A 13,138-nucleotide genomic window follows, 5' to 3' on the forward strand; every position below is an offset into this window, starting at 1 on the left:
CTCGTCTGTCACCGAGCATTTGATAAAACCTAAATACGCAGGCTATACTTGGGCCATCGTGAGTGTTGAGTTATCACGAATTATGGGAAAAACCGTCGAAGTCACTTTACAGTTACCCAGCCAGCTTATTTCTCAAGCCACTGAGCAATTTGCTGACGAGTCACTTGATAAAATCGTGTTAATGGCATTAAAAAGCTATGTAAAAAATCAGTCTAATGGCTAATTTTGTTAATATTTAAGTTCAACCAAGCTCATAAAGCGAGCATTTTTATTTCGTTTTTTTATTAAGGTCATTTTATGGCAATCAATGTTGTCATCAATCAACGTTATTTACAAATCCAACTCAAACAACTTGAAACCGTTTGGCAGACTGTGATTAATAATTACAATCTAAGCCAAGCTGCCAAAGTATTACACACCAGTCAATCCAGTCTTAGTAAGCATATTGCCGCGCTCGAAAGTCAGCTTCGAGCAGAAGTTTTTGTGCGGCAGGGTAAGCGATTGGTGGGTCTCTCTCCTATCGGGGAGCTGCTACTGCCGCATATTGAGAAAATCTTTGTGGAAGTAAGGTCGATTGAAAATTTAACTTTAGATTTTCAAAATCCCCATCAGGGTGAGTTGTCAATTGCCACGACCCATACCCAAGCACGTTATGTGTTGCCTTGGGTGGTACAGCGCTTTAAACAACAATTTCCCAATGTCCATCTGATTTTACATCAAGCTGACCCCGAGTCGATTGCCAATATGGTGGCACAAGGTCAAGCTGACATTGGCATCGCAACTGAATCGCTGCTTGCGCACGATAATCTACACTGTATTCGCTATTATGATTGGTATCATCATGTTATTGTGCCAGTGGGACATGAGCTTGAGAGTCGCACTGAGATTGATATCCAAACCTTAGCGAAATATCCGATTATCACTTATCACGGCGGTTTTACGGGCCGTGGTGCGATTGATAGAGCCTTTAGCGCGGCACAGCTGACGCCTAATATTGTACTTACTGCTTTGGATGCCGATGTGATTAGTACCTATGTCGGTATTGGTATGGGCGTGGGCACGATTGCTGAAATGGCATTTGAAGGTCAGAATTATCGCAATCTTGTCAAAATTCCAACGAAGATTTTTGGAAAACATGTGACGTGGATAGCCACCCGTGTCGATGGCGATATCCGTAATTTTGGCAAAGCTTTCATTGATATTTGTCAGCAACAATTTGGGTGATTGATTTTTTTGGATTCGCCATTATAAAGGGACTACTATTCTTTTTATGATGACTACAATGATGACAAAAATGACTAAACAAATCCCTATTTCATTTTTAGACCTTGTTCCTGTACCTGAAGGCAGTGACGCTAAAAACGCGCTTAAGCAAGCGGTGACTGTTGCCCAAACTGCCGAACAAGTAGGTTTTAACCGCTATTGGCTGGCTGAGCACCACAACATGCGCGGCATTGCCAGTACCGCAACCAGTGTGTTGCTAGCTCACATTGGCGCTCACACCTCAACAATACGAATTGGCTCGGGCGGTATCATGCTGCCTAACCATGCGCCGTTAGTGGTTGCAGAACAGTTTGGTACGTTAGCCACTTTGTATGGCGAACGTATCGATCTTGGCGTCGGCCGTGCCCCTGGTACGGATGGGGCAACCTTCCGTGCCTTGCGCCGCACCATGAATGATGCCGAAAACTTCCCGCAAGATGTGCAAGAGCTGATGCATTATTTTGACCCGCTCGATGGTCAGACAGTGACTGCCATGCCTGCTAATGGCTTAAATGTTCCTGTGTGGATTTTAGGGTCGTCCTTATTTGGTGCCAGTCTTGCTGCTGCATTAGGCTTGCCTTATGTGTTTGCGTCTCATTTTGCGCCGCAGATGTTATCGCAAGCGGTGACATTGTACCGTGAGAATTTCAAGCCCTCTAGCCATTTGCAACAACCTTATGTGATGGTGGCAAGTAACTTGCTATTGGCCAATACCGATGAGGAAGCCGCTTACCAATTCACCTCAGCGCAGCAAAGTTTTGTTAATTTGCGCCGCGGTAAACCCTCACAAATGCCAAAACCGATTGAGAATATTGATGCTTTTTGGACATCTGCAGAGAAGTACATGGTTGAATCATCGTTGGCAATTTCGTTTGTCGGTACACCTGACAGTGTCAAACCAAAACTTGACCATTTTCTTGAGACTATCCGCCCTGATGAATTGATTGTCACTTGTAATATTTATGACCAACAAGCCCGCCTCAACTCCTTATCTTTGGTGAAAGCGCTTGATTCATTTAGCTTAAACAGCTAATCAACATCACAAAAGCAAAAACCACAAAAAAGCCCAAGTTAATCTTGGGCTTTTTTATTATTTCAATAATTCTGATAATGACATCTTATTGAGCCGATCCAAATCCTCTTGCGTGTCTACACCGGGCGGCAACAATTCTGAAGCAATATCAATGGCGATACGCATGCCTTGCTCCAAAATACGCAATTGTTCCAATGATTCAAACTGCTCTAGCTCGCCTTGCTGCCAGACACTAAATTGTTGTAGCAAACTGACCCGATAAGCATAGATGCCTAGGTGTCGATAAGCGTTTTTTGGCGCGCTATTTTCCCCACTTATTGGCTGTTCGGTCAACAATGCTGTATGGCGATCGCAAGGAATCGGCGCTCGGCTAAAATACAAGGCTTCCTTATGGGCATTTTTGACGACTTTGACTACCGATGGCCGTAAAAACTCTTCAACGCTTTGGATGGGTTCAGCCAAAGTCGCCATCACGCAATCTTTTTTTTGTAGCAGGAGCTCAGTCACTTGTTTGATAAGTCCTGCAGGCACGAGTGGTTCGTCGCCTTGCATATTAATCACGATATCTTCAGTTGACCACTGCTGAAGCCTAGCTACTTCAGCAAGCCTATCAGTGCCAGACGCATGATTGGGGTCAGTCATGATGACAGCTGCCCCATAGTCTTGACACAGTTTAGCGATGTTATCGTCATCGGTTGCCACAAAAATATCATCGGCAATTCCCGCCGATTTCACCGCATTGGCACGATCAATCACCCATAGAATCATCGGTTTGCCATGAATTTCTAACAGCGGTTTGTTGGGTAGTCGGGTACTTTTTAGACGGGCCGGTATGACCAAATGTTTTAACATATTGTATTTCCTACAAGTTTTTTAATTGTCAGTATTGTCAGCTAGGGCAACCAATTCACCGATTTGTCGGTCGATTAACGCATAAAAGGCAGGTGATAATTCAGCTTCTACCGGTAACACCCAGATGTTTGTTACAATATCATTTTTCTCATGACCTTGGGCGAACATAACACGCAATTTGACCGCATCCTTATCGGTGACGATAATCGGTAACTTTGGCAAGTTGGCAAAATCTTGAAAACTATAAGTGTGATGGTCATTCAATGGCATCGGTATGATGTCAAACCCTATTTGGCTTAGGCTATTAAAAAAACGCTGCGGCAATCCAATCCCTGTCATGGCAATCACTTGTTGGGCAGGTAAACTATCTTGCGAATAGGTTTTAAATAAAGGCGTTTTAAATAAAGGTACTAGCGGTTTTTGTAGCAAACGCATACGAACATCGGGTGATAGGCTATGTCTATTTTTGCTTAGGCTATTTGAAAAATGGGTTAAAGTCTGCGTATCCTGCCAATCACTTTGGTGAAATATGACGGTGGTATTGGGCTGATACAGCCGTTTAATCGGTTCGCGCAGAAAGCCTGTGGGCAATAGTTGGCAGTTACCAAAGCCGCGATCGGCATCGACGACAATCCAGTTTTCATCCCTATCTAAGGCAAAATGTTGCAGTCCATCATCCGCCAAAATAAGTTGAATATCGGGGAATTGCTCAAGCAATAACTCAATTGCTTGAGCACGGTTTGGACAGACTGCCATTGGCACACCTGTATGCTGCACAATCAGGCACGGCTCATCGCCAACGTCACTGGGCTTTGAATTTGCTGTCACGATACAGGGCATGAGCTTGGGTTGTCCGCCATAGCCACGACTGATGACGCCGACCGTCAGTCCTTTTTGCTGCAGGTAGGTTACCACCGCAATGATTAGCGGTGTCTTACCGCTACCGCCAACCGTAATATTGCCCACTACAATGACGGGCACGTTGGGATAATAAACGGGTTTTAGCCCTAATCGATAAATAGTTTTATTGAGCCAAAAAACCAATCCATACAACCAAGACACCGGCAATAACAACCATAGCCAGAGGGATTTGTTGCGCCACGCCTGTAGTAGAGTTTGTTGCATTAGCTTGACAATATGTCCTCTTCAAAATGACGCTCATACAACTTGGCATACGTACCTTGCGCGGCTAGCAAACTGTCGTGGGTACCGACTTCAATAATTTCACCTTTATCCATCACCACGATTTTATCGGCATTTTGGATTGTCGTTAATCGGTGCGCGATAACGATGGTGGTTCTCCCATGCATTACGCGCTCCAGCGCTTTTTGGATATAAAATTCTGATTCGTTATCTAGCGCGCTCGTGGCTTCATCCAAAATCAAGATAGGCGCATCCTTTAGCAAAGCACGTGCAATAGATAAGCGTTGGCGTTGTCCGCCAGATAACTGCAAACCTTGTGAGCCAATCTTTGATTGGTAACCCTGCGGCAATTGCATGATAAAATCGTGCGCAAAGGCTGATTTTGCGGCATCAATCACTTGCTCCGAAGTTCGGTTAGATAATTCGCCATAGGCGATATTGTTGTGGATAGAGGTATCAAACAGCACCACTTGTTGGTTGACACTGGCAATCTGACTACGCAGTGAATGTAATGTCAAATCTTCGATAGCGACATCGTCAAGATAAATATTGCCCGCTGTAGGCTCTAGCGCGCGCATCAAACAGTTGACTAGGGTAGTTTTACCTGCGCCACTTCGACCGATTAACGCCACCGTTTCACCGGGATTGACCACCAAATTTACGTTGTTGAGCGCTTGTTTGCCATCCTCAAAAGTGACGCTTAGGTTGTTAAGTACTATTTTACCACTCAGGGTTTTTTCAACCTTGCCTGTGTCTTTTTCTTCGGCTTCATCGAGCATTTCAAATATAGAATCCGCCGCCGCCAAACCTTTTTGCAAGCCTTGGTTGATATCGGTCAACGAGCGCACGGGTTTGCTCAATAGCCCTGCGGCACTGATATAAGCGATAAACTCACCTGCGGTGGTGTCACCTAATACATTGGGTCTTAACGCAATCCATACCACCACCCCCATCGCGCACGCCATCAATAATTGAATTAATGGGGTATTGATGCTATTGGTCACCACCACCTTTAGCCCTTGTTTAAGATTGGTTAAAGAGGCGTTATTAAACCTTGTCAATTCATTTTGCTGACCACCATAATTTTTGACCACTTGGTAGCCTGTGATGACTTCATTGGTAATATGACTGACCTCGCCCATGGACTTTTGAATACCGCGCGACAGGTTACGAAAGCGTTTACTGGCTTTACCGACTAACAATAAAATCGGCGGCAATACCACAAACAACGACAGGCTTAATTTCCAATTACTGTAAAGCAAAAACGCCAACAACCCAATCACGGTCAAACCATCGCGTAACAAGGTTTTGAGCGTATCGGTACCCGCCGCAGTCACCTGTTCGACATCAAAAATTAATTTTGCAGAAATCTGACCGGCATTGTGGTTAAGATAAAATTGGCTAGGTAATCTGAGCAATTTTGAAAACACTTGCATACGCAGCTGATAGACGACATTGCGTGAAATCACTGCGCTAAAGTAATTACCCAAAAATGAGCTAAGTCCTCGCAGTACAAACAACAACACAATTAAGGCTGGAAAAAGATTGATATGGGCTTGATCACGTTCATTAATCGCATCAATAATGAATTTAACCAGCTTGGCAATGCCCACTTCGGTGCCTGCATTTAAGGTAAAGCCAATGACGACCAGCGTCATCGCCCACCAATACGGCTTGAGATAACCTAGCAATCTTCGATAGGTCTGCCAACGTGGGTGAGCATTGAAAGGGTTTGAAACGGTCATGGCATCTCAATATATAAAAGAACGACTTAACAGCTATTGTATCAGTAAATTGAACAATAAAAATTATTTGGCATCGGGCGCTGGGGCTATATTACTATCGAGCGAAGTGGCAGGTATCACAGTACTGATATTTAAATTCATAAAGCCCATTTTACCCGCTATATCCATCACTTTAACCACCGACTGGTGACTGGTATCGGCATCAGCAGAGATAACAAATAGCTGCTTTCGGTCTTCACCCGCTTCTTGACGGATCATCGCTGTCAATTCAGCTTCGCCATTACCAGATAAAGCAATGCCATTGACCAGATAACTACCATCTTTTTGCACCGCGATTTCAATGCGTTTGCTTTTATCAGTAATCGGTACGCCCTCTGCTTGCGGCAAAATGATATTGAGTTTACTAAAATGGTTAAAGGTGGTCGACAGCAGCAAAAAAACAATCAAAAACAGCAAGCAATCAATCATCGGGGTAAGATTGATTTCCAATGGTTCGACCGTGGGTTTACGAAATCGCATGGGTTGACTCTTTTACGCAGCTATATGCCATTAACGAGGCGTGATTAGACCATAGTCCAGTAATTCTTGCATCATCAAACCCGCTTCTTGTTCAAACGCGGCATTGATATCAATGATACGGCGCTGAAAAATACGGTAAGCCATCACTGCAGGTATCGCAACCAGCATACCCCCTGCTGTGGTAATCAGCGCTTGTGATACGCCAGCTGCCAGCATGGTCGGATCTTGCATTGCGCCTTCGGTAATGGCTAAGAAGGATGAAATAATCCCCAGTACGGTACCTAAAAGACCCAACAATGGCGCGATAGCACCGATGGTACCCAACATATTAATATGTTTTTCTAATTGGTGGATGGCGATACTGGCGCGGTTTTCCATATGCATGGTCATTGAATCAATCCCATGCTGGCGATTCATGAGTCCAGAAGCGAGGATATCACCCAAAGGCGAATTGAGTTTGACATTCTCAAGCGATTCACGATCAATATCGCTCTGCTCAATCAGCCGCTGCATCAATTGTTCACGCAGATGGGCGGGTGTCACTGTGCTGGCTTTAAGTTTTATCGCGCGCTCAATGATGATAATTAACATCAAAATCGAACATAGGACAATGGGCCACATCAACCAACCGCCTGCTTTAACTAATTCCCACATCCGTTATACTGCCTTTGCCTGTCAATGACTAATAAATTGATAAAACTAATCTAATGCGCAAGATTAATGCTCAAGTTGCGACTGGAACTGGGCAATCAAAGCTTGTAATTCTTCTTCGTTGTGAAAAAAGATCTCAATACTCCCCTTGCCTTTTGAGGATCCTTTGATTTTTACCACGGCGCCGAGTTGTTCAGAGAGGTGTTGGTTCAGGCGTAGCCTATCATAATCAATTTCTTGGCTTTGTGTCGGCGCTTTTGGATTTAAAATGTCTTTGACTAACGCTTCAGTCTGACGAACGGTCAATTGACCCTGTATAATTTTTTTGGCAATAACAGGCTGCTGTTTGGGTGACAGCGCCAATAATGCCCTGGCATGCCCCATATCCATCTGCCCCTCGTTTAGCGCTTGTTTGACATCGTCATGTAATTGGTTCAAACGCAACAAATTAGAAACCGTTGTTCTCGCCTTACCCACAACATCCGCAATTTGCGAATGACTCATGCCGAACTCATCATGAAAACGCTGCAATGCGGCAGCCTGTTCCATGACGCTCAAATCTTCCCGTTGGATGTTTTCAATCAATGCCAAAGCGATTGCCAAGTCGTCTGACATGGGGCGCATGATGGCGGGTATATGGGTTAGACCCGCAATTTGCGCCGCACGCCAGCGACGTTCACCCGCGATAATTTCATGGGTAATCGGGGAATTGGGCAATACTTTGGCTAAAGGTCGAATCACAATAGGCTGCATCACACCATGCTGCTTGATAGACGTTGCCAACTCTTGCAAGGCATCTTCGTCCAAATCAATGCGCGGCTGATACTTGCCACGCTGCAAATAAGCGACATTGATATGCATCAAATTTAACCCAGCCACATTACTATTATCATTGGCATCGTTATTTATGGGTGCGTTATGGCTACTGGACTTTAGTGTTTTGGCGGGTTTTGGGGTGAGTGGTTTGGGGGTTATCGCCGCTGTGGGCGATTTTTTGGCTACGGCTATAGTGTCGTTAGCTTCGGATGATTCATCATCTGAGACATTTTGCCCATCATCGGTTGACTTGGTATTTAGTTTTTCAGCGCTTTTAGCGTCATCGACAGAGGCTCGAACACTCGCATCGATTAGATTACTGGTAATCAATTTTTCTGTTTTGATTGAGCCGAGTAACGCATCAAGTCCTCGATTTGATGCCAATCCACGCTTTTTAACCATGTCGAAATTCCCAATGCCATTAAATAGTTAAAAATGACTGATAAAAAATTAAACCACTGCCGCCATTTTTGAACTGGCTATTTTAGCAGATTCGCTATTGCTTGAAAAATATTTTCATTGCTTTTGCCAGTGCGCACTCGCCAACAAGTTAACAGAAAAAGTGCCTAAACAGCTTAAGTTAGGCAAGTTGGAATTGGCGACTTTGCTTGATAATTTCATTGGCAAGGCGAATATACGCTTGTGAGCCTTTTGAATTCATCTCATAATCAAGCGCAGGGATACCGTGCGCGGGTGCTTCTGCCAAACGAATATTACGGGGAATGATGGTATTAAATAAAATCGGACCAAAATGCTCAATCAATTCCATAGAGACATCATTTGCCAAGGTATTGCGCGGGTCAAACATGGTTCTTAACACACCGCGGATATGCAGTTTTGGGTTTAGCGACTTCAAACGCTCAATGGTTTGCGATAAATCCGCCAATCCTTCCAATGCAAAATATTCACATTGCATTGGGATAATCACCCCTGATGTGGCACACATTGCATTGATAGTAAGTAAACTTAAACTCGGCGCGCAGTCAATCACGATAAAATCATACGGCTTCGTCGCGCGACCGTTTTTGGTAGGCATATCAGCCAGCTGCTGCATGGCTTTTGACAAAATTGCATGATTCTCAGGCTTTTGACTTAAATGCAAATCACTGCCTGACAATTCATTGTTGGCACCGACAATATCAAACCCATTCGGGGTTTTGACAATCGCCTCATGGATTGGTAAATCATCTAATAGCACATCAGCAATACTGTACTCTAACTCGCGTTTATCCAGCCCTGATGCCGTGGTCGCATTGCCTTGGGCATCCAAATCAATCAGTAAAACTTTTTTGCGGCGATGTGCCAGTGCACTTGCCAAATTAACCGCGGTGGTGGTTTTGCCCACCCCACCTTTTTGATTAGCAATGGCTAAAATATCCATGAACTGTCTCGCAATGTGTTGATAAAAAGGTTGAAAATTGTAGTCAAAAACAGCCAGTTTTTCAAACCCTAATACCGGTAAAACTGGCTGAAATGATAGGATGTTTATCTTTGCAAATAAATCAAATGGCGTGATTCATAGAGCTCTGGCACGGTTAACACTTGGGTGTTAATTTGCCAGTCATTTTGAAGGGCTTGAATCTCGTCAACAGGTTCAACCCCCTTCATTGCACAAATGATACCATTGTCTGCCAATTTGCTTTGACTATGGGTGACAAAATCCACCAGCGACGCAAACGCCCTTGAGGTAATCACTTGATAAGTGCCTTCATGTGCTTCGATACGACTGGCAACCGGTGTTAGATTTTTTAACCCCAATTCACTGGCGACTTGTTTGATAAAGCGAATTTTCTTTTGGTTGCTATCGAGTGCTGTCACCGCACGTTGTGGCTGACAAATGGCAACTATCACCGCTGGCAAACCCGCACCCGTCCCAATATCTAGCAAATCACCGGCTGGCAAAAATGGCACAATCGACAAACTATCAAAGATATGTTTGATTAATGCTTGTTGGTCATCTTTGATAGCGGTCAAATTATACGCTTTATTCCAAAACAACAGCTGCTGTAGATAGTACAGGAGCTGTAATTGCTGCTCATCCGATAACTGCAACTTTAACTCAGAGAGTGCTTGTTGTAACTGCGGTTGTAATTTTACGTACTGGGGTTGTAGCTTTACATTAATCTGCGCCATTAAAACACCCGATTAAGACCATTGAGTGCAGCAACGCGATAGGCTTCAGCCATCGTTGGGTAGTTAAAGGTGGTATTCACAAAGTATTCTAGCGTATTGCTGCCCTTACTTTCCATCACTGCTTGTCCGATATGAATAATCTCAGAGGCGTGATTGCCATAACAATGGATGCCTAAAATCTCTAAGGTTTCACGGTGGAATAGTATTTTTAACACCCCACTACGCTCACCGATGATTTGTGCGCGGGCAAGGTGTTTGAAGAAGGCTTGACCGACTTCATACGGCACTTTTTCGGCGGTTAATTCTTGTTCGTTTTTACCAATGCTTGAAATTTCAGGAATGGTATAAATACCCGTTGGCACACTGCGAACAGGTTGTGCATTTTCATCGCCCACCATATAAGCAGCGGCGCAGCGTCCTTGGTCATAAGCTGCCGATGCCAGCGATGGCCAGCCAATCACATCCCCTGCTGCATAAATATTTGGGATATCGGTTTGGTAGTGCTCATTGACTTTGAGTTGACCCCGGCTATTTGCGGTGAGTCCGATGGCGGCAAGGTTAAGACTGTCGGTATTACCTGAGCGACCGTTTGACCATAAAATAGCATCTGATTTGATGCGTTTACCACTTTTTAGATATAAAATCACGCAGTCATCATAAGTTTCTAGCCGTTCGATTTCTTCTTTGTTGCGAATCAATACGCCAAATTGTCTAAAGTCATGCGACAACGCGTCAGAAATCTCATCATCCAGATAGCTAAGCAACTGCTCTTGGGTATTAATCAAATCTACTTTATAGCCAAGACCGGTAAAAATAGACGCGTACTCACAGCCAATCACGCCCGCACCATAAATAATAATGCGCTGTACCACATAATCCATTTGTAGGATTTTATCAGAATCAAACACACGAGGATGGCTAAAATCTAACAAATCTGGGCGATAAGGACGGCTACCCACGGTAATAATGGCTTGTTCAAAGGTAATGTCTTGCTCGGTACCATCACTCATATCAACATGAATGGTATGGATATCTTTAAAACTTGCCCAGCCATTGATTAAGTCAATTTGATTGCGCTCATAAAAACGGGTATGGGTTTCTACCTGATTACGCACCACTTCGCGCGCTTTGGTTAATACTTTATTGAGTGGGATTTGATGATAGTCAATGCCTTGGTTTAAGATAGGATCGCGGCGATTACCGATAATATTAAATACCGACTGACGTAAGGCTTTACTTGGAATCGTGCCTACGTGCGTACAGTTACCGCCCACTTGTTTGCGTGGATCAATCACGGCAACTTTTTGCCCAGATTTGGCGATTTTCATCGCTGCTGCCTCACCCGCGGGTCCTGCGCCAATCACAATAGCATCATAATCATAGGCATGGCTAACGGCATCTTGACGCTTATAACGCTTTAAATTGATACGGGTGTTATCTAGCGGGCTAATTAAATCAAAATGCACCGATGCATCATCAAAATGTTTGACCTCATCGTCCTCACTGATACTGACGGTATTGGCTTTTTTATCAGAGTCCGAAATTTCAGTTTTGGTTGGTTTTGCCAAAATTTCGGTAATATTTTCTTGGTGCTCAATAATTGACTGTGTATTGGAATCACAGATGTTTTCATTGTCAGTGTTTGTAGGGGGAATTTGAGTAACTTTGTCATTAATCCGTTTTTTTGGCATATTAGCTCCCATATTTTAAGCCTTGATAATGAATAAAAAAGATAATGAATAAAAAATTTTTAAATTAAATATAAAATACGACAAATCAACCGTATGTTAAGAGATTACATTAACCAATTCGGCGTTTTAACCCCGTCATCTGTAAAATACGCGTCGCGATTTCTTCAATCGACATCGTTGATACATCAATATTTGGAATCCCTTGAGAAATATAAATACCTTGAATGGCGCGCAATTCCTGCTGACATTGCTGATAACTTGCATAGCGGCTACCTGCACGGCGCTCGTTACGAATTTTCACCAGTCGATCGGTGTCAATCACCAAACCAAACAGTTTGTCACGGTAGGGCTTCAACGCTTTGGGCAACGAATTTTCATATAAATCATCTTCAGTCAATGGATAATTCGCCGCACGAATACCAAATTGCAACGCTAGGTATAAAGAGGTGGGCGTTTTGCCCGAACGTGACACGCCAACCAAAATAATATCTGCCGCATCATAATGGGTGGTACGCGCGCCATCATCATTGTCTAAAGCAAAATGCACCGCATCGATACGCGATTTATAGTTTTCAGAATCGACATCCCCATGCGCATGACCGGTATGCGGTGCAGGTTGTACTTTGATTTCATCGGCAATTTTACTGATCAAGCCTTCATAAATATCCAAGTTAAAGGCATCTGCACCATTGATTCGTTCACGAATCACAGGATCAACGATGGTATCAAAGACTAGCGGCTTTACCCCATCACGCTGGTGGGCAAGATTGATTTGATTGACCGCTTCATCGGCGCGATCAAGGGTGTCAACATAAGGAATAACCCGGGTCTCAAATGGTACCGTGGGAAATTGGCTTAAAATAGAGCGACCTAGGGTTTCAGACGTAATCGCGGTACCATCAGAGATAAAAAACACACTTCGCAACGACTGCGAATTTGCAAAATTTAAGGCATCTTTATTTTGAATCGTGGCTTTGATTTGCTCAATGGTCATGAAAAATTATCCAAAAAAATGACAAGATACGTCCATACTAATTTAAACTGATACTGGTTTAAACTGACACGGGTTTAAAATGATACTGAGGGTTAACCTCATTCATTAACTACATCTTTTGCAGTCAACGATATCTATTAATGTCGTAATCAGTGCATACACTATCATTTGTCTTACAGGCGTTTGTCTTACAGGTCGAGAGTTTGTTATTATACGTGACTTGTAGGCTTTAATCTAACAAATCGATGCTTAATTTGCCTTAAATTAGCCATCAGTTATTGTCATTGAAGGCTTATCT

13 protein-coding genes are annotated in these 13,138 nt (G+C 43.6%); 3 read left to right on the forward strand and 10 right to left on the reverse strand.

The features are described from left to right. From RTR63_RS07605 to RTR63_RS07615, 3 genes are all read left to right on the forward strand, one after another. Nucleotides 1-223 (forward strand): type II toxin-antitoxin system HicB family antitoxin (locus RTR63_RS07605; protein ID WP_312523573.1); only part of this gene is annotated, 223 nt, incomplete at its 5' end. A 74-nt stretch (nt 224-297) separates the two neighbouring features. Then, nucleotides 298-1,224 carry a LysR substrate-binding domain-containing protein gene (locus RTR63_RS07610; protein ID WP_219331270.1) on the forward strand — a complete coding sequence of 309 codons (927 nt, stop codon included), beginning with the start codon at nt 298-300 and terminating at the stop codon, nt 1,222-1,224. Between the two features lie 70 nt (nt 1,225-1,294). Then, nucleotides 1,295-2,296: an LLM class flavin-dependent oxidoreductase gene (locus RTR63_RS07615; protein WP_312523574.1), complete on the forward strand. Its 1,002-nt coding sequence runs from the start codon at nt 1,295-1,297 to the stop codon at nt 2,294-2,296. Nucleotides 2,297-2,353: 57 nt separating this feature from the next. Here the strand turns inward: RTR63_RS07615 and kdsB are convergent, their stop codons facing one another. The 10 genes from kdsB to ppsR form a co-directional block, all read right to left on the reverse strand. Next, nucleotides 2,354-3,148 (reverse strand): 3-deoxy-manno-octulosonate cytidylyltransferase, encoded by a 795-nt coding sequence (gene kdsB, locus RTR63_RS07620; protein WP_219331268.1) that lies wholly within the window; start codon nt 3,146-3,148, stop codon nt 2,354-2,356. A 21-nt stretch (nt 3,149-3,169) separates the two neighbouring features. Then, on the reverse strand, nt 3,170-4,273 hold the full coding sequence (gene lpxK / locus RTR63_RS07625) for a tetraacyldisaccharide 4'-kinase (RefSeq protein ID WP_312523576.1): 1,104 nt from the start codon (nt 4,271-4,273) through the stop codon (nt 3,170-3,172). Beyond that, the gene (gene msbA / locus RTR63_RS07630) at nt 4,273-6,036 is read right to left on the reverse strand and encodes a lipid A export permease/ATP-binding protein MsbA (protein ID WP_096488918.1); all 1,764 of its coding nucleotides are present in this window, start codon (nt 6,034-6,036) and stop codon (nt 4,273-4,275) included. The genes lpxK and msbA overlap by 1 nt, the downstream gene beginning before the upstream one ends. Before the next feature lie 63 nt (nt 6,037-6,099). Beyond that, nucleotides 6,100-6,555 (reverse strand): ExbD/TolR family protein, encoded by a 456-nt coding sequence (locus RTR63_RS07635; RefSeq protein ID WP_095355429.1) that lies wholly within the window; start codon nt 6,553-6,555, stop codon nt 6,100-6,102. 30 nt (nt 6,556-6,585) lie between these two features. Then, entirely contained in the window at nt 6,586-7,209 is a 624-nt protein-coding gene (locus RTR63_RS07640; protein ID WP_312385800.1) for a MotA/TolQ/ExbB proton channel family protein, read from the reverse strand. 63 nt (nt 7,210-7,272) lie between these two features. Next, entirely contained in the window at nt 7,273-8,424 is a 1,152-nt protein-coding gene (locus tag RTR63_RS07645; RefSeq protein ID WP_312523578.1) for a ParB/RepB/Spo0J family partition protein, read from the reverse strand. A 178-nt stretch (nt 8,425-8,602) separates the two neighbouring features. Then, complete coding sequence (locus RTR63_RS07650) at nt 8,603-9,403, reverse strand: ParA family protein (protein WP_159374711.1); 801 nt, start codon at nt 9,401-9,403, stop codon at nt 8,603-8,605. A gap of 104 nt (nt 9,404-9,507) precedes the next feature. Further along, on the reverse strand, nt 9,508-10,155 hold the full coding sequence (rsmG, locus tag RTR63_RS07655) for a 16S rRNA (guanine(527)-N(7))-methyltransferase RsmG (RefSeq protein WP_312523580.1): 648 nt from the start codon (nt 10,153-10,155) through the stop codon (nt 9,508-9,510). Further along, entirely contained in the window at nt 10,155-11,846 is a 1,692-nt protein-coding gene (gene sthA / locus RTR63_RS07660) for a Si-specific NAD(P)(+) transhydrogenase (RefSeq protein ID WP_312523581.1), read from the reverse strand. The genes rsmG and sthA overlap by 1 nt, the downstream gene beginning before the upstream one ends. 109 nt (nt 11,847-11,955) lie before the next feature. Continuing rightward, nucleotides 11,956-12,840 carry a posphoenolpyruvate synthetase regulatory kinase/phosphorylase PpsR gene (gene ppsR / locus RTR63_RS07665; protein ID WP_036596013.1) on the reverse strand — a complete coding sequence of 295 codons (885 nt, stop codon included), beginning with the start codon at nt 12,838-12,840 and terminating at the stop codon, nt 11,956-11,958. Nucleotides 12,841-13,138 lie beyond the last annotated feature (298 nt).

The sequence above is a fragment of the Moraxella sp. CTOTU47724 genome, from assembly GCF_032014955.1.
Taxonomy (GTDB): Bacteria; Pseudomonadota; Gammaproteobacteria; order Pseudomonadales; family Moraxellaceae; genus Faucicola; species Faucicola tetraodonis.